Annotated in this window: 19 protein-coding genes and 2 tRNA genes; 13 read left to right on the top strand and 8 right to left on the bottom strand. The window is 63.9% G+C overall.

What is annotated here, in order from left to right:
* Positions 1–154 precede the first annotated feature (154 nt).
* The 3 genes from CAP37_RS06055 to CAP37_RS06065 are packed head-to-tail and all read left to right on the top strand — an operon-like array spanning position 155 to position 6,053.
* A complete protein-coding gene (locus CAP37_RS06055; protein ID WP_086123353.1) occupies positions 155–1,420 on the top strand; it encodes an efflux RND transporter periplasmic adaptor subunit in 1,266 nt (421 codons plus the stop codon).
* 13 nt (positions 1,421–1,433) lie between these two features.
* Entirely contained in the window at positions 1,434–4,583 is a 3,150-nt protein-coding gene (locus CAP37_RS06060; RefSeq protein ID WP_086123354.1) for an efflux RND transporter permease subunit, read from the top strand.
* Positions 4,584–4,586: 3 nt separating this feature from the next.
* Positions 4,587–6,053 carry an efflux transporter outer membrane subunit gene (locus CAP37_RS06065; RefSeq protein WP_086123355.1) on the top strand — a complete coding sequence of 489 codons (1,467 nt, stop codon included), beginning with the start codon at positions 4,587–4,589 and terminating at the stop codon, positions 6,051–6,053.
* Here the strand turns inward: CAP37_RS06065 and CAP37_RS06070 are convergent.
* The 4 genes from CAP37_RS06070 to earP form a co-directional block, all read right to left on the bottom strand.
* On the bottom strand, positions 6,050–6,919 hold the full coding sequence (locus CAP37_RS06070) for a TIGR00730 family Rossman fold protein (RefSeq protein ID WP_086123356.1): 870 nt from the start codon (positions 6,917–6,919) through the stop codon (positions 6,050–6,052). The genes CAP37_RS06065 and CAP37_RS06070 overlap by 4 nt on opposite strands.
* Before the next feature lie 30 nt (positions 6,920–6,949).
* Positions 6,950–7,828 (bottom strand): AEC family transporter, encoded by an 879-nt coding sequence (locus CAP37_RS06075; protein ID WP_218776824.1) that lies wholly within the window; start codon positions 7,826–7,828, stop codon positions 6,950–6,952.
* 89 nt (positions 7,829–7,917) lie between these two features.
* A complete protein-coding gene (gene efp, locus CAP37_RS06080; RefSeq protein ID WP_086123357.1) occupies positions 7,918–8,472 on the bottom strand; it encodes an elongation factor P in 555 nt (184 codons plus the stop codon).
* Between the two features lie 75 nt (positions 8,473–8,547).
* On the bottom strand, positions 8,548–9,642 hold the full coding sequence (earP, locus tag CAP37_RS06085) for an elongation factor P maturation arginine rhamnosyltransferase EarP (protein WP_086124843.1): 1,095 nt from the start codon (positions 9,640–9,642) through the stop codon (positions 8,548–8,550).
* A 50-nt stretch (positions 9,643–9,692) separates the two neighbouring features.
* Here earP and uvrC point away from each other — a divergent pair, with 50 nt between their 5' ends.
* The 10 genes from uvrC to CAP37_RS06135 all read left to right on the top strand — a co-directional run bounded on the left by uvrC (position 9,693) and on the right by CAP37_RS06135 (position 18,524).
* On the top strand, positions 9,693–11,756 hold the full coding sequence (uvrC, locus tag CAP37_RS06090) for an excinuclease ABC subunit UvrC (protein WP_086124844.1): 2,064 nt from the start codon (positions 9,693–9,695) through the stop codon (positions 11,754–11,756).
* A 22-nt stretch (positions 11,757–11,778) separates the two neighbouring features.
* Positions 11,779–12,348, top strand: a complete 570-nt coding sequence (gene pgsA, locus CAP37_RS06095) for a CDP-diacylglycerol--glycerol-3-phosphate 3-phosphatidyltransferase (RefSeq protein WP_086123358.1) — start codon at positions 11,779–11,781, stop codon at positions 12,346–12,348.
* A 12-nt stretch (positions 12,349–12,360) separates the two neighbouring features.
* A complete protein-coding gene (locus tag CAP37_RS06100) occupies positions 12,361–13,251 on the top strand; it encodes a DMT family transporter (protein ID WP_086123359.1) in 891 nt (296 codons plus the stop codon).
* Positions 13,252–13,281: 30 nt separating this feature from the next.
* Positions 13,282–14,373: a tartrate dehydrogenase gene (locus CAP37_RS06105; protein WP_086123360.1), complete on the top strand. Its 1,092-nt coding sequence runs from the start codon at positions 13,282–13,284 to the stop codon at positions 14,371–14,373.
* 288 nt (positions 14,374–14,661) lie between these two features.
* The gene (locus CAP37_RS06110) at positions 14,662–14,934 is read left to right on the top strand and encodes an HU family DNA-binding protein (protein WP_066158910.1); all 273 of its coding nucleotides are present in this window, start codon (positions 14,662–14,664) and stop codon (positions 14,932–14,934) included.
* A 22-nt stretch (positions 14,935–14,956) separates the two neighbouring features.
* Positions 14,957–15,032, top strand: a tRNA-Val gene (locus CAP37_RS06115).
* Positions 15,033–15,123: 91 nt separating this feature from the next.
* Positions 15,124–17,046, top strand: a complete 1,923-nt coding sequence (locus CAP37_RS06120) for a SurA N-terminal domain-containing protein (RefSeq protein ID WP_086123361.1) — start codon at positions 15,124–15,126, stop codon at positions 17,044–17,046.
* Positions 17,047–17,091: 45 nt separating this feature from the next.
* A tRNA-His gene (locus tag CAP37_RS06125) sits at positions 17,092–17,167 on the top strand.
* Between the two features lie 384 nt (positions 17,168–17,551).
* Positions 17,552–18,052: a hypothetical protein gene (locus tag CAP37_RS06130; protein WP_086123362.1), complete on the top strand. Its 501-nt coding sequence runs from the start codon at positions 17,552–17,554 to the stop codon at positions 18,050–18,052.
* 10 nt (positions 18,053–18,062) lie between these two features.
* A complete protein-coding gene (locus CAP37_RS06135; protein WP_086123363.1) occupies positions 18,063–18,524 on the top strand; it encodes a hypothetical protein in 462 nt (153 codons plus the stop codon).
* Positions 18,525–18,724: 200 nt separating this feature from the next.
* Here the strand turns inward: CAP37_RS06135 and CAP37_RS06140 are convergent, their stop codons facing one another.
* From CAP37_RS06140 to CAP37_RS21475, 4 genes are all read right to left on the bottom strand, one after another.
* Positions 18,725–20,713 (bottom strand): AAA family ATPase, encoded by a 1,989-nt coding sequence (locus CAP37_RS06140; protein ID WP_086123364.1) that lies wholly within the window; start codon positions 20,711–20,713, stop codon positions 18,725–18,727.
* Positions 20,710–20,958 carry a hypothetical protein gene (locus CAP37_RS06145; RefSeq protein ID WP_086123365.1) on the bottom strand — a complete coding sequence of 83 codons (249 nt, stop codon included), beginning with the start codon at positions 20,956–20,958 and terminating at the stop codon, positions 20,710–20,712. Before CAP37_RS06145 ends, CAP37_RS06140 begins: the two co-directional genes overlap by 4 nt.
* Positions 20,959–21,413: 455 nt before the next feature.
* Positions 21,414–21,623, bottom strand: a complete 210-nt coding sequence (locus tag CAP37_RS21920) for a hypothetical protein (protein WP_086123366.1) — start codon at positions 21,621–21,623, stop codon at positions 21,414–21,416.
* Between the two features lie 137 nt (positions 21,624–21,760).
* Complete coding sequence (locus tag CAP37_RS21475) at positions 21,761–22,390, bottom strand: helix-turn-helix domain-containing protein (RefSeq protein ID WP_143435892.1); 630 nt, start codon at positions 22,388–22,390, stop codon at positions 21,761–21,763.

A 22,390-nucleotide genomic window follows, 5' to 3' on the forward strand; every position in this document is an offset into this window, starting at 1 on the left:
GTCGGCAAGCCCATCAAGACCCTCGCCAGTCTGGGCCCAAGTGCTGCACTATACATACATTCTTGTATGTATGTATACTGCACGGCTTTGCGGCAGCTGCCCCATCGTCACGTTGGCCCCCTCTGCGCAACCCCATCTTCACCCAAGGATATCCATGTCCGCCTTGAGCCAAGTCAAGCCCGAGCCTTCCGTGCGCCCCCGCTTTTTCTCTGTCCCTCCGGCTCGCGTCTCGCGCGGTCTGGCCGTGTTGTCGCTGGCGGTGCTGCTGAGCGCGTGCGGCAAGTCCGAAGCGCCAGCGGCTGCGGCTGCACCGGGTGGTGGCATGCCCGCGCCAGAGGTGGGCGTGGTCACGGTGGCCCCGGGCGATGTGGGGCTGATGACCGAGCTGCCAGGCCGGCTGGAAGCCTCGCGCGTGGCCCAGGTGAGGGCCCGGGCCGCTGGCATCCTGCAGGAACGCCTGTTCCGCGAAGGCAGCGAGGTCAAGGCCGGGCAGGCTCTGTTCCGCATCGATGCCGCTCCTTACACGGCCGCGCTGCAAAGCGCCCAGGCGAGTCTGGCGCGTTCGCAGGCCAACCTCACGCAGGCGACCGCGCTGGCTGAGCGCTATGCGCCACTGGTGAAGGAAAACGCCGTGAGCCAGCAGGAATTTGCCAGCGCCGTGGCAGCGCAGAAGCAGGCCGAGGCCGACGTGGCTGCTGGCCGGGCCTCGGTGCAGAGCGCCAGCATCACGCTCGGTTATGCCCGTGTCACGGCGCCTATCTCCGGCCGCATTGGCCGCGCGCTGGTGACCGAAGGTGCGCTGGTCGGGCAGGGCGAGGCCACGCAACTGGCGGTGATCCAGCAGATCAATCCGATGTATGTGAACTTCACCCAGTCGGCCGCCGAGGTTTACCAATTGCGCAAGGCCATGGAGAGCGGCCGGCTCAAGGGCGCTGGTGCGGATGCTGCCAGCGTTCAGGTGGTGCTCGAAGACGGCAGCGTGTATGAGCGGCCCGGCCGCCTGCTGTTCTCCGACCTCACGGTCGACAGCACCACGGGCCAGATCACCTTGCGCGCCGAAGTGCCCAACCCCAAGGGCACGCTGTTGCCGGGTCTCTATGTGCGTGTGCGCCTCGAGCAGGCCACGGCCGGCAACGCCATCACGCTGCCGCAGCAGGCGGTGACGCGCTCGGCGCAAGGTGACACGGTGTCGGTGGTCGGTGCCGATGGCAAGGTGGCACCGCGCAAGGTGAAGGTGGGTGGCGAGCAGAACGGCAAGTGGGTCATCGTCGATGGGCTCAAGGCGGGCGAGCAGGTGATGGTCGATGGCTTCCAGAAGCTGCAGATGATGCCGCCCGGCACACCGGTGAAGGCAGTGCCGTGGCAAGCCCCGGGCAGCGCCGCCCCAGCCCCCGCGCCGGCCCCTGCCGCATCGAGCTGAGGAGCGCCCCGACATGGCGAAATTCTTCATTGACAGGCCGATCTTTGCCTGGGTGATCGCGCTCTTCATCATGGTGATGGGCGGTGTGGCCATCACCCAGTTGCCGATTGCGCAATATCCACCGGTGGCGCCTCCCGCCATCGTCATCAACGCCACCTACCCGGGCGCATCGGCGGCCACGCTGGAAGACAGCGTGCTCTCGGTGATCGAGCAGGAAATGAATGGCTCTCCCGGCCTGATCTACATGGAGTCGGTGGCGCAGGCCAACGGCACCGGCAGCATCACGCTGAGTTTCCAGACCGGCACCAACGCCGATCTGGCGCAGGTGGACGTGCAGAACCGGCTCTCGCGCGCTTCACCGCGCCTGCCTTCGGCGGTGACGCAGCAAGGTGTGCGAGTGGACAAGTCGCGCAGCAACTTCCTGCTGTTCACCATGTTGTCGAGCGACGACCCTGCATGGAATCCCGTCGCGCTGGGCGACTACGCCTCTCGCAGCGTGGTGCCCGAACTGCAGCGTGTGACAGGCGTCGGCCAGGCGCAGCTCTTCGGCACCGAGCGTGCCATGCGCATCTGGATCGACCCGGCCAAGCTGCTGGGCTTCAACATGAGCGCCACCGACGTGACCGCCGCCATCCGGGCGCAGAACGCCCAGGTGTCGGCAGGTGAAATCGGTGCGCTGCCCAACGTGGGCGGTCAGAGCATTTCGGCCACCGTGGTGGTCAACGGTCAGCTCGCCAATATCGAACAGTTCGGCAACATCGTGCTGCGCGCCACCCCCGACGGCGCCACCGTGCGACTGAAGGACGTGGCCCGTATCGAGCTGGGCGCCCAGGCCTATGCCACATCGGCGCGCCTGAACGGCCAGCCAGCGGTCGGTATCGGCGTGCAACTCTCGCCGAGTGGCAACGCACTGGCCACGGCCGATGCCGTGCGCGCCAAGATGACCGAGCTTGAGCAGTTCTTTCCGCCGGGCATGAGCTGGTCGATTCCCTACGACAGCTCGCGCTTCGTGAAGATTTCCATCCAGCAGGTGGCGGTGACGCTGGGCGAGGCCATGCTGCTAGTGTTCCTGGTGATGTTCCTGTTCCTTCAGAACTTCCGCTACACCATCATCCCCACCATCGTGGTGCCGGTGGCGTTGCTGGGCACCTTCGCCACGCTGCTGGCCATGGGTTTCTCCATCAACGTGCTCACCATGTTCGGCATGGTGCTGGTGATCGGCATCGTGGTGGACGATGCCATCGTGGTGGTGGAGAACGTCGAGCGCATCATGAGCGAGGAAGGCCTGCCACCGCTGGAGGCCACACGCAAGGCCATGGGCCAGATTTCCGGCGCCATCATCGGCGTGACGGTGGTGCTGATCTCGGTGTTCGTGCCACTGGCCTTCTTCAGCGGATCGGTGGGCAACATCTACCGCCAGTTCGCGGCCGTGATGGGCGTGTCCATCGCCTTCTCGGCCTTCATGGCGCTCTCGCTCACGCCGGCCTTGTGCGCCACCCTGCTCAAGCAGGTGGAAGCCGGGCACAACCACGAGAAGAAGGGCTTCTTCGGCTGGTTCAACCGCGGCTTCAGGCGCACCGCCAAGCGATACGAAGGCGGCGTGGCCGCGCTGCTGCCGCGCGCCGGTCGCACACTCATCATCTACGCGGCGATCGTCGCCGTGGCCGGTGTGGTCTACATGCGTTTGCCGACTTCGTTCCTCCCCAACGAAGACCAGGGCACCATGCTCGTGAATGTGCAGCTGCCGCCGGGCGCCACGCAGGAGCGCACGCTGGACGTGATGAAGCAAGTGGAAGGCTTCATCCTCAAGCAGCCGGAAGTGCAGGGCATGGTCAGCGTGCTGGGCTTCAGCTTCTCGGGACAGGGGCAAAACGCCGCGCTGGCTTTCATCACGCTCAAGGACTGGTCTGAACGCACCGCGGCCGGCAGCTCGGCATCCGACATTGCGGGCCGGGCCTTCGGTGCACTCTCCGGCATTCGCGACGCGTTCATCTTCCCGCTCAGCCCGCCACCCATCCCCGAACTCGGCGCATCGTCCGGCTTCAGCTTCCGCCTGCAGGACCGCTCCGGCCAGGGCCGCGAGGCGCTGCTGGCGGCGCGCAACCAGTTGCTGGGCCTGGCTTCTCAGAGCAAAGTCATCACGCAGGTGCGCCCCGATGGGCTGGAAGACGCGCCGCAGTTGCAGATCGACATCGACCGCGACAAGGCCAACGCGCTGGGTGTGGGTTTCGATTCGATCAATGCGGCCATCGGCACTGCCCTCGGTTCGAGCTATGTGAACGACTTCCCCAACGCGGGCCGTCTGCAACGCGTGGTGGTGCAGGCCGATGCGCCCGCCCGCATGCAGCCCGATGACCTGTTGCGCTTGAACGTGGTGAACAACAAAGGGCAGGCGGTGCCGATGTCGGCGTTCGCCAGCACGCGCTGGATCACGGGCCCGATGCAGACGGTGCGCTACAACGGCTACCCGTCGATGCGCATCAGCGGCAGCGCCGCGCCTGGTTCCAGCACCGGTGCGGCCATTGCCGAGATGGAGAAGCTCGCGAGCCAGCTGCCGCAAGGTTTCGGCTACGAGTGGACCGGCCAGACACGCGAAGAAAAACTCGCGGGCGCCCAGGCACTGGTGCTCTACGGCTTCGCCATCCTCGCGGTGTTCCTGTGCCTGGCCGCGTTGTACGAGAGCTGGACCATCCCGCTCTCGGTGATTCTGGTGGTGCCGCTGGGCGTACTCGGTGTACTGCTGGCGACCTTGTTGCGCAACTACTCGAACGACGTGTACTTCCAGGTGGGGTTGATCACCATCATCGGACTCACGGCGAAGAACGCGATTCTGATCATCGAGTTCGCCAAAGACCTGCAGGCGCAGGGCAAGAGCGCGATCGAGGCGGCGCTGGGTGCTGCCCACATCCGGTTCCGCCCCATCATCATGACCTCAATGGCGTTCACCCTGGGTGTGCTGCCGCTGGCGCTGGCCTCTGGCGCGGGCTCGGCGAGCCAGCGCGCGATTGGCACCGGGGTGATCGGCGGCATGATCACCGGCACGGTGCTCGCGGTGATTTTCGTGCCCATCTTCTTCGTCGTGGTCCGCACGCTCTTCAAAGGCAGCAAGCGCCAGCAAATGCACGATGCCGAGCAGGCCCGACACCATGGACATGGAGCCTAGTCAATGTTTGAAACACACCTCTCTTTGACGCGCACCACGCTCACGCTGGTGGCCTCTGCCGTGCTGGCCGGCTGCTCGATGATGCCGACCTACGAACGGCCGGCGATGCCGGTGGCGCCCGAGTGGCCGGTGGCAACGCCTGCAGCTGCGGCCAATGCCACGCCTGCGGCCGACATCGCCTGGAGCGATTTCGTCGGCGATGCCCGCTTGCGCGAACTCATTGCCCTCTCGCTCGCCAACAACCGGGACCTGCGTGTGGCCACGCTCAACATCGAGCAGGTGCGCGCGCAGTACCAGATTCGCAGCGCCGACCAGTTCCCTACCGTCAACCTCGCTGCCAGCGGCAACCGTCAGCCGGCGGCCGACGGCAGCGGTGGCATCAGCAGCGTCTACAGCGTGGGCCTGGCGCTCAGCAGCTGGGAGATCGACTTTTTCGGCCGCATCGCCAGCCTGAAAGAAGCCGCGTTGGCACAGTACCTCGCCAGCGAAGAGGCGCAGCGCGCGGCACAGACCAGCCTGGTCGCGGCGGTGGCCAGCACCTGGCTGAGCCTGCAGGCCAACGAGGAACTGCTGGCCCTGACGCAGCGCACGCTCGCCACCCGCGAAGACTCGCTTCGTCTGAGCAAGCTGCGCTTCGACAATGGCGCGTCCTCCGCGCTGGACCTGCGCCAGGCCGAGTCGCTCAGCGCCTCTGCGCGGGTTTCGCTCGCGCAGCAGCGGCGCCTGCGGGCGCTGGATGTGAACGCGCTGACTTTGCTGGTGGGGCAGGCTCCGCCCGTGGGGCTGTTGCCCACAGCGGCCCCCGCGCCTTCATCGACCACCGCTGGTGATGGCAGCGTCGCCGTGCCCTCCGCGCCTGCGATGGGCGCGTCCATGCTGCGCGACGTGCCGGCTGGCCTGCCCTCAGACCTGCTCACGCGCCGCGCCGACATCCGCCAGGCCGAGCAACTGCTGATTGCGGCCAACGCCAACATCGGCGCCGCGCGCGCCGCTTTCTTTCCGCGCATCTCGCTCACCGCCAGCGCGGGCACCGCCAGCTCCGATCTCTCTGGCCTGTTCAAGGATGGCAGCTGGGGCTTCACGCTGGCGCCTCAGGCGCTGCTGCCGATTTTCGACGCCGGGCGCAACCGCGCCAACCTCGACTCGGCCAAAGCGGGTCGCGAGATTGCGGTGGCTCAGTACGAGAAATCGATTCAGACCGCTTTCCGTGAAGTGGCGGATGCGCTGGCGGGCAACGCCACGCTGGGCGACCAGTTGGCGGCGCAGCAAGTGCAGGCCACCGCAGAGGCCGATCGTTTCCGTCTGGCCGAGCTGCGCTACCGCAACGGCGTGGCCAACTACCTTGATGTGCTCGATGCGCAGCGCTCGCTGTTTGCCACCCAGCAGGCGCTGGCGCAGACGCGGCTGGCGCAGCAGCAGAGCCAGGTGGCTTTGTACAAGGCCCTGGGCGGTGGCTGGACGCAGCCTTAGGTCTTCAGGTCGTAGAACTGGACGATGTGTTCCCACGCACTTTGCGGGTCGTCCACGTACTTGAACAAGTCCAGGTCTTCAGGCGAGATCGTGCCTTCTTCCACCAGCACGTCGAGGTTGATCAGGCGCTTCCAGTAGTCGCTGCCGAACAGCACGATCGGTACGGGCTTGGACTTTCTGCACTGAACCAGCGTGATCACTTCGAACAGCTCGTCCAGCGTGCCGAAGCCGCCCGGGAACGCGACCAGCGCCTTGGCGCGCATCATGAAATGCATCTTGCGCAGCGCGAAGTAATGGAACTTGAAGCTGAGTTCGGGTGAGACGTAGGGGTTGGCCGACTGCTCGTGGGGCAGGGCGATGTTCAGGCCCACATTGAGCGCGCCTTCGTCGTGCGCGCCCCGGCTGGCAGCTTCCATGATGCCTGGGCCACCCCCGGTGCAGATGAAGAGCTGATCGGCCTGCGGGCACTGCTTGCTGTAGCGCGCAACGGTGCGCGCGAACTCGCGCGCGTGGTCGTAGTAGTGGGCGTTGCGCACCATGGACGTGGCAGCGCGGATGGCGTGCTCGTTCTCCGTGATCTCGGCCTTGGCGAGCAGTTCGCGCGCGTCGTTGGCTTCCCGGAAACGGGCACTGCCAAACACCACCACCGTATTTTCAATGCCCAGCTCTCGTTGCGCGAGATCGGGCTTGAGCATCTCCAGCTGGAGGCGGATGCCGCGCGTTTCCCGGCGCAGCAGGAACTCGGGGTCGGCGAAGGCGAGGCGGTAGGCGTCCGCCTGCAGAGCATTGCCCTCGTTGGAATGGGCCTGCAATTCGGCCCAGGCATCGGCCAGTCGCCGTTCGTTGAGATGTTGCGTGGCTTCCATGGAAAGGCTCCTTGAATGGCGAAGAGTGTCTTAGAGGCCCAGGGCCAGGGCGATCGGTACGAAGACCACTGCAAGGGCATTGCCCAGCATGATCATGGCACCGACCTTCTCGGGTTCCTGGTGGTAGCGCTCGGCCAGCATGAACTGCATCACAGCAGGGGGTAGCGCGGCAAACAGCAGCAGTTGCGCGCGCGCAACCCCTTCGAGCCCCAGTGCCCATGCCAGTGGGAGCCCGATGGCCAGGCCGATGATCGGACGCGCCAGTGCGCCCAGCATGCCCATGGCAAGCCCTTGGCGCGTCAGCGAGGTGAGGCGGACGCCGAGCGCGAAGAGCATCATCGGGATGATGGCGTCGCCCAGCAACTTCAGGCCCGCCAGCACCACATCGGGCGGCCTGATGCCGCTCAATGCGCTCGCCAGGCCGAGCAGTGTGGCGATCATCAGCGGACTCGTCATGAGGTCGCGCGTGCGGGCGAGCCGGCTGGTGATGCGAGCCCCCACGGAAAAGTGGAGGAGGTTGCTCACCGCAAACAGTGCCACGGCGGCGCCGAACTGGTCGGCGCCGAAGGCGAGCAGCGCCAGCGGCAGGCCGATGTTGCCGCAGTTGTTGAACATGACCACCGGCACCAGCGTGCGCGCCTGCAAACCGAAGGCCCGGGCGAGTGGCCAGGCCAGCAACCCACCAGCCAGGATCACGATTGCGCCACCCAGCAGCAGGGTCAGGTGGTCGCCGATCACGAAAGCCTTGGACGCCATCACCGAGTACATCAGCATGGGCGCAAGCACGTCGAGCGCGATGCGGTTGAAGGTCGAGAGGTCGGGCCGCGCCCGGCGGCCGTAGCCGTAGCCGATGGCCACGATCAGGAACACAGGGATGATGACGTCCGCAATGCGGGAGATCAGGTCCATCGGTGAGGCGCTGCGGTGGGGTTGGATCGATCAAACGGAAAAGGCTCCCGGAGGAGCCTCTTCAGACAAGGGACAAGGTCCGCGCGCCTTCAGACACGCTTGCGGTACTCGCCGGTGCGCGTGTCGATTTCAATGCGATCGCCCTGGGCCACAAACAACGGCACCGAGACTTCAAAGCCAGTCGCAATCTTGGCGGGCTTGAGCACCTTGCCCGAGGTGTCGCCCTTGACGGCCGGCTCGGTCCAGGTGATTTCGCGCTCGACGCTGGTGGGCAGCTCGACCGAGATGGCCTTGCCGTCGTAGAACACCACTTCCACGGTCATGCCGTCTTCGAGGTAGTTCAGGGCATCACCCATGTTTTCGGCTTCCACCTCGTACTGGTTGAAGTCGGCGTCCATGCACACGTACATCGGATCGGCGAAGTAGGAGTAGGTGCACTCCTTCTTGTCCAGAATGATCTGGTCCATCTTGTCGTCGGCCTTGCAGACGACTTCGGTGGCCATGTTGTTGAGCAGGGCCTTGAGCTTGAGGCGCACGGTGGCAGCACCACGGCCGCCCCGGCTGTATTCGGTCTTCAGGACGATCATCGGGTCCTTGCCGTGCATGATGACGTTGCCGGCGCGGAGTTCTTGAGCGATTTTCATAAGGGTTCCAACGGTTGGGCCGCAGTTTCCGGCGTGGGCTGCACACCCGACCGGTTTTCCACAAAGCCTCGAATTTTATCGCTTTTCCAGTACGAAGCCGGCGAGCTGGCTGGTCAGGTCTGGCTGGGCCAGCAGCCGCTGGCGAGCCTGGTGGGCGCATTCACGCCATTGGGCCAGCGTGGCGCGGTCGGGCCAGACGGCAGGCTGGTCGCCGATGCCGTTCCACGCAAGGTGAAAGCCCCGCAGCGAGTCGGGCGCGCGCATCCAGCCCAGAAACGCCTCCAGTTTGGCGTGATGGGCGTCGTCATGCTGGGGGTAGATTTGCCACACGAAGGCCTGGCCGGCCCACAGCGCCCGCACCAGCGAGTCCTCGCCGCGCACGAAGTTGAGGTCGCACGACCAGAGCAGGTGGTCGAAGTCGCGTTGCATGAGAAGGGGCAGGGCGTGCAGACGGCAGGCGCTGTCGATCGGGCCCGGCAGACGCTGCACCGCTTGCCATGCCCGCCCCGGCGTCACCAGCCAATGGCTCGGTGTGGCGGCTTGCCCGGCCTGTTGCAGCACGCTGCCCAACGCACCGGGATCGTAGCAGAAGAGGCTCACGCGGAGCGACTCTGCCGAGCCTTCGGGTGGGAGGCCCAGGCCGCCCAGCCAGGTGGTGGCATCAAAGGCCGCCTGGCGCGCGAGGAGATCGTCTTCACGCAGCAGACCGCCCGTGCGTTCGGTGAAGCCGGGGTAGTAGAACCATTTCGTCATGCCCCAGGCCGGGCCGCTCATGACGGGTGAGGGCAGGCGGTGAGAGCGTTCCACGTAGGGTTCGGCGCTGAGGTACTCCAGGTTGATCCACACCGGCGCCGCGGCGCCGCCCGCCATTTCGTGCCCGAGTCTTTCGACGCACTCGGCTGGCGGGTCGCAGCCGAATGCTTCGACCCACACGTCGGCCAGCGGCAGGGGGTCCAGCAGACCGACGGGCAAGGGCGTGGTCCAGTGCAACACCTCGATGCCTGGCACTTCACCCTGCAGCGCGCCCGGCGCCAGCCACGCCAGCGCCCGTGGATCGTCCAGCCACAGGCGCACCTGCTCGCCGCGGTGCGCCAGCTGGACCGAAAGCCGCCAGCACACGCCCACGTCGCCGAAGTTGTCGATCACCTTGCAGAAAATGTCCCAGCGCATGGTCGCCATTGTCGGGGCAAGGCTTTCAAGGCCGCGCACAATACCTGCCCATGTCCGACCCGCACTCCGATCAACTGCTGAGCGAAGTGGCCGCGCTGCCGGGGCTGCCTGGCGTGTACCGCTATTTCGACGCGCAGGGCCAGCTGCTCTACGTGGGCAAGGCGCGCAACCTGAAGAAGCGCGTGGCGAGCTATTTCCAGAAGAACCACGACGGCACGCGCATCGGCCACATGGTGGGCAAGATCGCGCGCATGGAGACCACCGTGGTGCGCTCCGAGGCCGAGGCGCTGCTGCTGGAAAACAACCTCATCAAGACGCTCAATCCGCGGTTCAACATCCTGTTCCGCGACGACAAGAGTTACCCCTACCTCAAGATCACCGGCACGCGCGACAAGCCCCTGGCTCGCGCACCGTCGCCCGCGCAGGCGTTTCCGCGCATGGCCTACTACCGGGGCGTGGTGGACCGGCGCCACAGTTACTTCGGCCCCTATCCGAGCGCCTGGGCGGTGAAGGAGTCCATCACGCTGCTGCAGAAGGTGTTTCGCCTGCGCACCTGTGAAGACACGGTGTTCGCCAACCGCACGCGGCCCTGCCTGCTGTACCAGATCAAGCGATGCAGCGGCCCCTGTGTGGACCTGATCGACAGCGAGGTGTATTCGCAGGACGTGCGCGACGCCGAACGCTTTCTGCGCGGCGAAACGCAGGCGGTGCTGGACACGCTGGAGCAGCGCATGCTGGCGCACGCCGAAAAGCTGGAGTTCGAGCAGGCGGCCGAGTTGCGCAACCAGATCACGGCACTCTCGCGCGTGCTGCACCAGCAGGCGGTGGACAACGTGTCCGACAAGGACGTGGATGTGCTGGCGGTGAAAGTGCAGGGCGGTCGGGCGTGCGTGAACCTGGCCATGATCCGCGGCGGGCGACACCTGGGCGATCGGCCGTATTTCCCCGCTCATGTGGAGGACGCTGCGGCCATCGACCACGCCATCTCCGACGAGCCGCCCGTGGAGGTCGACCCCGCAGAGCGCGTGGCGGTGCAGGTGCTGGAAGCGTTCATTGCACAGCACTACCTGGGCGTGGCGATGCCGCACACGCTGGTGACGAGCCATGCCGTGGGCAAGCCTTTGCTGGATGCGTTGACCGAACAGACCGGTGCCAAGGTGAACGCCGTGCACCAGCCGCGTGAGCACCGCCGCATCTGGCTGGAGATGGCACAGAAAAACGCCGACATCGCGCTGGCCCGCCTGCTGGCCGAAGAGGGCAGCCAGCAGGCCCGCACGCGCGCCCTGGCCGATGCGCTGCACCTGCCAGACGACCAGCTCGACACGCTGCGCATCGAGTGCTTCGACATTTCCCACACCGCCGGCGAATCCACGCAGGCGTCGTGCGTGGTGTTTGAAGGCCACAAGATGCAGAACAGCCAGTACCGCAGGTACAAGATCGAAGGCATCACGCCAGGCGACGACTACGCCGCCATGCGGCAGGTGCTGCTGCGGCGCTACGGCCGCATCGCCGAGGCCATGCGCGCCGATGACGCGCCACCGCCCGATCTCACCGTTCCGGCTGAGCCCGATCTTGCCGCTCACGCTGAGCCGAACCTCACCGTTCAGGCTGAGCCTGTCGAAGCCCAGGCCATGGAGCCCACCGCCGAATCGGTCGCGGGCCCCCGCATGCCCGACCTCGTGCTCATCGATGGCGGCAAGGGCCAGGTGAGCATGGCGCGCGAGGTGTTCGAGCAGCTCGGCCTGGACCTTTCGCTCATTGTTGGCGTGGAAAAGGGCGAGGGCCGCAAGGTGGGGCTGGAGGAACTGGTGTTTGCCGATGGCCGCGAGAAGGTCTACCTGGGCCACGATTCGGCCGCGCTGATGCTGGTGGCGCAGATCCGCGACGAAGCGCACCGCTTCGCCATCACCGGCATGCGGGCCCAGCGCGCCAAGGTGCGCACCGGCGGCAGCCGGATCGAGGACATTCCGGGTGTGGGACCAAAGAAGCGCGCCCGGCTTCTGCAGCGTTTCGGTGGGGTGCGTGGTGTGGCTTCTGCCAGCGTGGAAGACTTGTGCACGGTAGAGGGAATATCAGCTGAGCTTGCCGACACCATCTACCGGGCTCTGCACTAGCCAAGTTCATAATCAGCCCACTATGTTCTTCAATCTCCCCACCCTGCTCACCTGGGCCCGCATCGTGGCCATCCCGTTGATCGTGGGGGTGTTCTATGTGGAAGACATGAACCCGGCGCGGCAAAACCTGGTGGCCACGGTGATGTTCGTGGTGTTTGCCTGGACCGACTGGGCCGATGGATACCTGGCCCGCAAGCTGAACCAGACCTCGGCCTTCGGCGCGTTTCTCGATCCCGTGGCCGACAAGTTTCTGGTGTGCGCGAGCCTGCTGGTGCTGGTGCACCTGGACCGTGCCGACGTGTTCGTCGCGCTCATCATCATCGGCCGCGAGATCGCCATTTCTTCGCTGCGCGAGTGGATGGCCATCATCGGTGCCACCAAGAGCGTGGCGGTGCACATGATCGGCAAGGTCAAAACCACCGTGCAGATGGTGGCGATACCTTTTCTGCTGTACCACGGCACGCTGTTCGGCGTGATCGACACGCAACTCTGGGGCACGTGGCTGATCTGGATCTCGGCAGTGCTGACGGTCTGGTCGATGGTGTACTACCTGCAAAAGGCGATTCCCGAGATTCGCGCCAAGTCGCGTTGAGAAGGTAAGGCCATGAACGCGCCCGCGCAAGACAACGCCTGGCTGCGCGCCATGCCCTGGGTGTTCGTGCTGATCTGGAGCACTGGTTTCATCGTGGCGCGCTACGGCATGCCACATGCGCCCCCCATGAAGTTCCTGGCGGTGCGCTATGGGCTCTCCATCCTGTGTTTTCTGCCTTGGATTTTTCTGGCGGGCGTGAAGTGGCCCACCAGCCGCGCCCATTGGTTCCATCTGGCCGTTACCGGTGTGCTCATGCACGCGGGGTACCTCGGCGGCGTGTGGGCGGCAGTCAAGGCCGGCATGGGCTCGGGCCTGTCCTCGCTCATCGTGGGCCTGCAGCCCGTGCTCACTGCCATCTGGCTTTCGGGCACCGGATCGAAAGTGAGCAAGCGCCAGTGGCTCGGCCTGGTGCTCGGCTTCGCTGGCCTCGTGCTGGTGGTCTCGCGAAAGTTTGGCGCTGGTGGACCCGGCGACCAGGCCAACTGGCTCAATCTTTCCTTTGCCGTCATGGCCCTGTTTGCCATCACCATCGGCACGCTGTACCAGAAGCGCTTCGTGGCCGCCTGCGATGTGCGCACCGCCAACGCGGTGCAGCTGCTCGCGGCCTTGCTCGTCACGCTGCCATTGACGCTGCTCGAAGCCGAGGCCATGAACTGGAACGGCGAACTCATGGGTGCCATGGCCTGGTCGGTGCTGGGGCTCACGCTGGGAGGCAGTTCGCTGCTCTACATGCTGATTCAGCGCGGAGCGGCGGCATCGGTCACCAGCCTCATGTACCTGGTGCCACCCTGCACCGCGCTGATCGCGTGGGTGCTGTTTGCCGAACCCATCACCGCCGCGACGTTGCTCGGCACCGCACTCACCGCTTTTGGCGTGGCGCTGGTGGTGCGCCCGGCGCGCTGATCCCGCATTGACCGACATCAAGGAGCAACCATGAGCCGACACCGCATCGCCGTTATTGCCGGAGACGGCATCGGAACCGAAGTCATGCCCGAAGGCATTCGCGTGCTGGAGACCGTCGCCACGAAATTCGGCATTGGCCTGCAGTTCGATCACTTCGATTTTTCCAGCTGCGACTACTTCGAGAGCCACGGCAAGATGCTGCCCGACAACTGGAAGGAGCAGATCGGGGGCCATGACGCGATCTATTTTGGTGCGGTGGGCTGGCCCGACAAGGTACCCGACCACATCTCGCTCTGGGGCTCACTGTTGATGTTCCGCCGCGAGTTCGACCAGTACGTCAACATCCGCCCGGCCAGGCTGATGCCTGGCGTGACCGCACCCGTGGTGCGGCGCGACGGCAGCCCGCGGGCGCCTGGCGAAATCGACATGGTGATCGTGCGGGAAAACACCGAAGGCGAGTACTCCAGCGTGGGAGGGCGCATGTACGCAGGCACCGAACGCGAGATCGTCATTCAGGAAACCGTGATGTCGCGCGTGGGCGTGGACCGGGTGCTGCGCTACGCGTTCGAGATGGCGCGTTCGCGGCCGAAGAAGCACCTCACCAGTGCCACCAAGTCCAACGGCATCGCCATCACCATGCCCTATTGGGACGAGCGCGTGGCGGAGATGGCCCTGGAGTACCCTGATGTGAGGGTCGATAAATTTCACATCGACATCCTCACCGCACACTTCGTGCAAAGGCCTGATTTTTTTGACGTCGTGGTTGGCAGCAATCTCTTCGGCGACATCCTGAGCGACCTGGGACCCGCGTGCACCGGCACCATCGGCATCGCGCCCAGCGCCAACCTCAATCCCACGCGGCAGCATCCATCGCTGTTCGAACCGGTGCATGGTTCTGCGCCCGACATTGCAGGCAAGGGCATCGCCAACCCCATCGGACAAATCTGGTGCGGCGCCATGATGCTCGACTTCCTGGGCCATCGGGAGGCGCACGACGCGATCATGCGTGCCATTGAATCGGTGCTGCAGCCGGGCAGCGGCGCGCCGCGCACGGCGGACCTGGGCGGCAAGGCCGGCACGGCCGACGTTGGCCGCGCCATCGCAAAGGCCATCGCTTCGTGATCACCGGGCTGCCGGGTCGCGTCGCGATTGCGACATTTTGTTGCGTGCCCCGGGGTGAACGGTGAAAGCGTCTAGAATCTCGCCTCTTGCGCCGCCAAGGCTGGATTCGTCCCTGCAACGTATTGACAGGGGTCGTGACCAGTGGGTCTAATCACTCAGCGTTTGTCAGCCTAGCGGCAACGTCCTGCGGTCCAGAGCGATCAGGTTTTTTGACCACGGCCCGCCCGCCGTCTCCGGAAAAAAACCCGTCATCACGAAACACACTTTCCATTTCAAGAGGGGCTATTTGTGAACAAAACAGAACTCGTCGAACACATCGCCAAGCACGCCGACATTTCCAAGGCTGCTGCAACGCGTGCGCTGGACTCCACCATCACCGCCATCCGCACCACGTTGAAGAAGGGCGGCACGGTGTCGCTCGTCGGGTTTGGTTCGTTTGCCGTGACCAAGCGCCCCGCTCGCAAGGGTCGCAACCCCCGCACCGGCGCCGAGATTAAAATCAAGGCCGCCAAAGTGCCGAAGTTCCGCCCGGGCAAGGCACTCAAGGATGCGCTGAACTGATGTCATCGCCGGTTTTCCGGTGGGGTGCTTAGCTCAGTCGGTAGAGCGGCGCCCTTACAAGGCGTAGGTCGGCGGTTCGACCCCGTCAGCACCCACCACCATCGAAAAGGCGAACCCGGGTTCGCCTTTTTTGTTGTCTCCACCGGCACCGTCATCGTGGCCGGTTTTTGAAGTAGCAGGGTTCAAGCCATGTTCGATTCCATCCGCAATCACAAGAAGTACCTCATGGGCTTCCTGCTGATTCTGATCATTCCGTCCTTCGTGTTGTTCGGTATCGAGGGCTACACCAGCCTCAACGAAGGTGGCGCTGCCGTGGCCACGGTGGACGGCAAGGACATCAAGAAGACCGAATGGGACGTGGCGCATCAGCAGGAATCGCAACGCCTTCGGCAGGCCATGCCCTCGATCGATGCCGCCCTGCTCGACAGCGAAGGTGCGCGCTATGCCACGCTCGAACGCCTGGTGCGCGAGCGGCTGCTGGCTGCCGCGGCCAGCAAACTCAACCTCTACACCAGCAACGAGCGCCTGGCGCGTGAGCTGCAGCAAAACGAGACCATCGCCACCCTGCGCCGTCCCGACGGCACGCTCGATGTGGAGGCCTACCGCCAGCTGCTTTCACGCCAGGGCCTAACGCCCGAATCCTTCGAGGCCAGCGTGCGGGCCGATCTGTCGCAGCGCCAGGTATCGATGGGCATTCTGGCCTCGGGCTTCACGCCCCTCGCGCTGGCCAATGTGTCGCTCAATGCCTTCTTCGAGCGCCGTGAAGTGCGCGTGGCTCGCTTTGTCGCGCGCGATTTCGCCGCTCAGGTGAAGCCCACGGATGCCGAGATCGAAGCCTTTTACAGCGCCAACCCCGCCATGTTTCAGGCGCCCGAACAGGCCGACATCGAGTATGTCGTGCTCGACTCCGCGGCCTTGCAAAAGGCCACGGCGCTCAACGAGGCCGATGTGCGCGCCTATTACGACCAGAACGCCGGTCGCCTCTCGGGCACTGAAGAACGCCGTGCGCGCCACATTCTTCTTACGGTGCCTGCTGGCGCCACGCCCGAACAGAAGGAAGCCGTGCGCGTTCGTGCCGCGGCCCTGCTGGAGCAGGTGCGCAAGGCCCCTACCACCTTTGCCGATGTGGCCAAGGCCCAGTCGCAAGACCCCAGCTCTGCTGCCAATGGTGGCGACCTCGATTTCTTCGCACGCGGTGCGATGGTGAAGCCCTTTGAAGATGTGGTCTTCGCATTGAAGAAGGGCGACATCTCCGATCTGGTGGAAACCGAGTTCGGTTTCCACATCATCCAGCTCAGCGACATCAAGGCGCCACCCCAGCGCAGCTTTGAATCGATGCGCGCCGAGATCGAGACCGAGTTGAAGAAGCAGCAGGCCCAGAAGCAATACGCCGAGGCGGCCGATACCTTCAGCAACCTCGTTTACGAGCAGGCCGACAGTCTCAAGCCCGCCGCCGACCGCCTGAAGCTGGAGGTGCGCACGGCCAAGGGCGTGCAGCGCCAGCCGCTCCCGGGCGCTACCGGTCCACTGGCCAACGAGCGCCTGCTTGGCGCGCTGTTCTCACCTGATGCCATCGACAAGAAGCGAAACACCGAGGCGGTGGATACAGGCTCCGGGCAACTGGCTGCCGCCCGCGTGGTGCAACACATGCCCGCGCGCACGCTGCCGCTGGCCGAAGTGCGTGAGCAGGTGCGTGAGCGCCTGGTGGCGCAGCGCGCGACCGAGCTGGCGCGAGAAGAGGGCGAGAAGCGCCTGCAGGCCTGGAAGGCCGGCGGCGCCGACACGGGCCTCGCGGCTCCGGTGGTGGTTTCGCGCGAAAACCCGCAGGGGCTGGTTCAGCCCGTGATCACCGCTGCGCTCAGCACCGACCCCAAGGCCCTGCCGGCCTGGGCCGGCGTGAGTCTGGGTGAAGAAGGCTACGCCGTGGTGAAGGTGGAGAAAGTGCTGCCACGCGATACGCGCAACGCCCAGCAACTGACCCAGGAACTGCAGCAGTACAGCCAGTGGTGGGCGTCGGCCGAGAACGAAGCCTACCTGGAGTCGCTGAAAGAGCGCTTCAAGGTGCGCATCCTGGTGCCAGAGCCTGCCGCGGTGAAGACGGCGGTGCGCTGACCCGGCAGCGGCTCGAATTGATCTGGCTATAATGCTGCTCTTGCGGTGGCTGTAGCTCAGTTGGTAGAGTCCAGGATTGTGATTCCTGTTGTCGTGGGTTCGAGCCCCATCAGCCACCCCATATAAACACTGAGAAGCCTGCTATCGAATCGGTAGCAGGCTTTTTCTTTTGGTGTTGCCTGTAGGCAATCTGTAGGCAGACGCGCCGGTTCCGGGTGCTTCGAGGTGTGGGTGCTGGCTCGTGGTGCGCAGGTGCAGTGCTCGCGCATCCTGCTCGGGACTGACGCGCTCAAACCGCACCGCCGCGCCGCAGAAGAAAAGATTTCCCGAGCCCGGGGCTGCTTCGATCCGGCAGAATCGAATAGAGGGGGTGTACCGCCCCAGCCGGCGCGTTACGGAAGTCGAGCAGGAGGTGGCGCGCCGGTCCTGAAAAATTTTTGAATTGCCAGACCCAGTGGCCCAGAAAATTCTAAAAATTTTCAGACAACAAAGGAAGCCATCGCACGTGAACACCATCAGCCTCGCACTGCTCCTGCTCTGCTTATTGGCCTCGCCGAGCGCGCGGGCCGATGAGTGTGCGTTTCTCCCAAAGGGAGACCCGAAAATCGCTGATCTCGCGGACTCTGTGGACTACCTTGAATGTCGAGCGTTGACCGACAAAACTCGGAACGAAGGTAAGCCGTTGACGGTACATCAGCTTGAGCAGATTCGTATGGAGTTCGAATCCGACAAAACCTACAAAGACACCATCTGGATGCGTTTGAGGTTGGCAACACTAAACAAGAAAATCGACTGCATGATTGCAAGCGGCAGGATCGAGGAATGCCACTGTTTGGCAGAGCGCCTGCCAGTACAGGTTGCGTTTGTGGATTACCTTCGGATCATCACGTCTGCTCCTGGCCTCGATTCCGCGCAGTTCGGACTCAGCCAGACTGACTTTTCGAGGCTCAGCGGAATGGTGTGGAGCGTCCGCGATCAATGCCTTGCTACCCAGCGGATCAAATGAAAGAGGATCTATGTTTAATGAGCTGATCGTCGCGTCTCAGAGCGTCCAAGCCTTGACCTCGCTTCTGAAGGCTGCGAACTCACTGGCGAATTACAACGAGATCGTGGCGGCGGTTTCAGACGTCAACGTCAAGCTGATGCAGTCGAACGCTGCAGCGCTCGAAGCGCAGCAGACCATGTCTCAACAAAGCTCGCGGATCGCTGAACTGGAGAAGCAAGTCGAAGCGTTCGAAGAATGGGGCGAGGAAGCAAAGGCGTATGGAGTTGTCGAAGTTGCACATGGAGTGTTTGCTGCTGTTCCTCATGAGCGTGCAGGTAACCTTCAAGCGACGCAGAAACTGTGCCTGAATTGTTTCAATCAGCGGACCAAGTCCATCCTTCAACAGTCGCACGAGGACCGGCGGGAGATCGGACTCGCATGTCACCGTTGCAAAGCCAAAGTGGTCTTTCGCTATTACGTTGACGCGGTTTGAAGTCGTGCCGCTGATTCATCCCCTCGCGCGCGCATGGTAGTTCTGTCGCATCTGCGCGAAGTAGTAACCCATTGGGTTTGATAAATCCTAGTGCTGGGCATGTGCATGTGTGCACCCCCTATAGGGTGGTGCACTGCACGCACACTTTTTTGCCCTTTGTGCGCACAGTGCATGCACATGAATGCACCGCTTGCACCTGACTAGACGCCTGTGGAACCTGCAGCAGTTGCCTTCTCGAACTGCAAAACGGGAAAGAGGTTGCCCGGGTAAATGATCCCTTCAACGCTGGTCAGCGTTCCTGCATCGATGAGACGATCGACGCTGCGCGTGACGGTCGTTCGATTGAACTCAAGTTCCAAGCTCTTCACGAGGTCCTTTTTCATGATCCCGTTTGGATGCCCTCGCATGACCCTGACCACGGCCAGCGCTCCATCTGGCAGGGGCTTGCCTTGCTGCTTCTTTGGGGCCGCAGTAGGTTGCACAACACACGAGGTGACCGGCGCCCCCCACTTGCTTTGACCTAGCGTGAGGGTCTGCAGCCTGAACCCGCAGCGCTGTCCCTTGGTGGGCAGGTCCCGCTGCTTGGTGACCTCGAAGCATCTGCCGGCAGGCGTGTCCGTTACCTCAATCTCAGTGTCCACAGCGGCGCGGATGCCCGACCATCCTCGGGCGCCCTTGCTCTGATCCTTGCCGCCGTGGTGGATCAGTGCGACATGCGCCCCGCATTCGGTTCGGATGCGGTCGATTCGACGCACCACCAGCCCCATGTCTTGACCCGCATTCTCGTTGGCACCAGCGCTCAGGCGCGATAGGGTGTCGCCGATGATGAGCCTGCATCGTTGCCCAGTCTGTTCCTCCAGGTCCCTTACCGCTCGGACGATGGCGTCCGTGTCCGCGTCCCCGTCGAACAGGTCAATCGGGTCCTGCACGATGGCGAAATGGGGCACCCGCACGCCGTGGTGCAGCTGATAGGCCTGCACCCGACTGCGCACCGATGATGGGCTCTCGGCCGCGAGATAGACCACGAGGCCCGGCTCCGTTTGTCTTCCCATCCAAGGAACGCCGCGAGCCACTGCACAAGCCGCATCGAGCAGCACGAAAGTTTTTCCCGCGTTGCTGTCGCCGTACCAAAGGGAGGAGTCCCCCAAGGTCAGCAGTCCTTGGATCAGTTCATCGGGCGGCTGGAAGGCCTCAGGAAGGGCATCCGCGAAGACGATCGACAGTGCATGCGGTAGTCGTTCATTCGACGGCGCCGCAGCGCTGGCGGTGAACATCTGCGAAACGTCAAGCGGTGGCCGAGTCCAGCCATAGCACTGCGCCAGATGGAAGATTGACGCCGGACCCACGGCGTTCTCTTTATCACTTTGGAAGCTGCCCCATTGCTGTGCGACTGCCTTGTCGCCGGGGTACTTGCTCGGATCGCCAGCGCTCCAGGCGCGCCACATCTCATGGGCTCGTTCCACCTGTCCGGTTGCTTCGCCTTGGGCCTTCAACGCGAATCCGGTGCGGACCCATTCGTCTCGGGAGCACGATGGGGGGATGGCACTGAGCGCACTGCTCAGGTCGTTCCAGTCTGCAGCGCCTATCCCAACGCGTGCCGCCGAGTGCGACACCACGGGCGAGTTTGTGCGACGGCGTAGCGGCTCGATACGCGCGCGAACGAAACCGGCAAGGCATACCGGCTCGCCGTGGCCCTCATCACCGGTAACGGTGAAAAAGCGGCGCCCGCTGTAGGCTTCGACGCCTGACCCGTCCGCGCCCATGTTGTCGATGCGTTCGCCGCGCCCGATGGCGTGCCATCCCTTTCCGCTGGGGCTGCGCTCCACATATCCGGGCAGATCGGGCACGAGGTGAGCCAATCCATTGGTATCCACCTTGTCGAGGTCAATTCCTTGCCATCCGTCACCCAGTGCAAAGCCCACGCCATCGAACCTCCCCGCCTGCAGCGCTGCGATCGCCTGCTCAAAGGTTCCCATGTGTTCTAGGTCCTCTGGCGAGTCGAGAGTCCCGGAACGGGGAGCACCCGAAACATAGAAAGGCTTTTTTGCACGGTGCAGCAGCCAGCGCTTTGCGTTTCTCATCGCTTCCGGGACATTGCGCATCAGGCGTTGCGCAAGTGTGGTCTCGAATGGGGCGCCTGAAAGCCATAGGGGCAGCGAGGTTGTCGAGTCTGAGGAATGGGTGCTCATCGTTCGCCGCCTTCCACCAGCGTACTGAGGCGCCGAATAGCCGCCTCTGCGTTTCTCCCCACTGGTCTTGGGAATCCCAAAGCCCTCATGCTCAGGTAGAGGCGTGCGGTGTACTCTTCTCGCGCTGAAATGTCGCGCGGATCGAGAACCCTCTCGCACCCCGCCGGCCCGTCCAATAGAAAGCGACCCTCGATGAGGTAGCGACGGTCGATGCCCGATTCTTCGAGCAGGTGCTCGCGCTGCATGGCGCGGTCCAGTGAAGCGTGGTGCTTGGCATATCCGACCAAGGTGCCCGGCACAGTTGCCCAGTAGGCCCTTCCTGGCCTGCTTTGAACAGTTGTCAATTCAAACGCCATGCGCTCCAAGCGATCTCGGAATCGGTTGGCACCAGGGCTCGTGTAGCAGCGTTGCCCTCTGCGTTCTGTCTTTTTGAGGCAATGCGAGGCAAGGCGTTGAATGGCAGTGCGGGACCTCGTGCCGCGCAGTTCGCGCTCAAGCTCAGCATGGCGCTCGGCCCTTTTGAACGCATCCCATACTGCCCACTCCGCTGGCGACGCATGCACGCCTGGGCAGTCGGGCTCGCGGTTTACAGAGGGGTTCCAATGTGGCACATTGAGGGTGTTTGGTGCTTTGGTATCTGCGCTCGGCCCGGTTGCACCCGGGCCGTTCGCTTTTGCGGGGCCTGTTCGTCGATGGTCGGTCATTGCACGACCCCCAAGACGCGGCGCAGGTCGGCCACAGGCCAAGCGAGGCGACCATTCACGCGGATCGGGCGCACTGGACCATGCTCCCGACATGCCCACTCTCGAAGAGTCTGCGGCCGGCGGTTCAGGTAGTGGGCTGCGGCAGCAGTGTCCACAGCAGGTCGTGTGATCTGTTCAAGAGGTTGGAACTGTGTATCGGTCTTCATTGGGTGGCACCCTTTGTGATTGAGGAACAAGACCTCAATGTGTGGGTGCTACCAGTAGCAGGGGAAGTTAGTGGCGAGGCCTCAGGCATGGCCTGCTATTCACGCGCGAGGGTGCTACTCGTCGCAAGGTAGCACCTTCACTTAGCACTTGGCCAAGGGGACCTAATTGCTGCTGTGACGCACCTCTTTTGGACGGTTCGCCGGGACACTCCCAAGTGTTCTGCAACCGCCACCTGAGTACACCCCTCGCTGAGCATGCGCTTGCCTTCTGCGATTTGTTCTGCGTTGAGCGCTTTCGGGGCTGGGGATGAGGACGTAAGCCCGCGCACCTTCTGAGAGTAGGTGAACCCGCCCGGCATCAGCCATGCGTCGAGTTCTGAAACCTTCACCAAATCAAGGTCGCGCACCTGCCGGTTCCGGTCGAGGCGTTGGCGCATTCCGCTGGGTCCAAATGCTTCCGATCCTTTCAGCCGTTGTCGCTCTTCGGAGGTTGGCGCTTCAATTGGGAGCCGTGTGGCTCCATCGTAGGCGGCCAATGTCCCGGTTGCCCATGCTTCACACATTCTGAGGTGATATGCCTTCTGCTTGCTGTCATCCCCGTCGCTAAGTCTTGTGGCAGCATCTTGCATGGCCACAAATCCAGCGGACTCATGAGTCGCCAGGCGCGCGTTCAAGGCCTCAAAGAACCCGCCGGGTCGAAGTTTGCTGCGCTCCGAATGATGTTCGGCCATTGCTTCAAATTGAACTGGTGTTAGGTTGGATTTCAT

The sequence above is a fragment of the Hydrogenophaga sp. IBVHS1 genome (genome assembly GCF_002127265.1).
In the GTDB taxonomy this organism is placed as follows: Bacteria; Pseudomonadota; Gammaproteobacteria; order Burkholderiales; family Burkholderiaceae_C; genus Hydrogenophaga.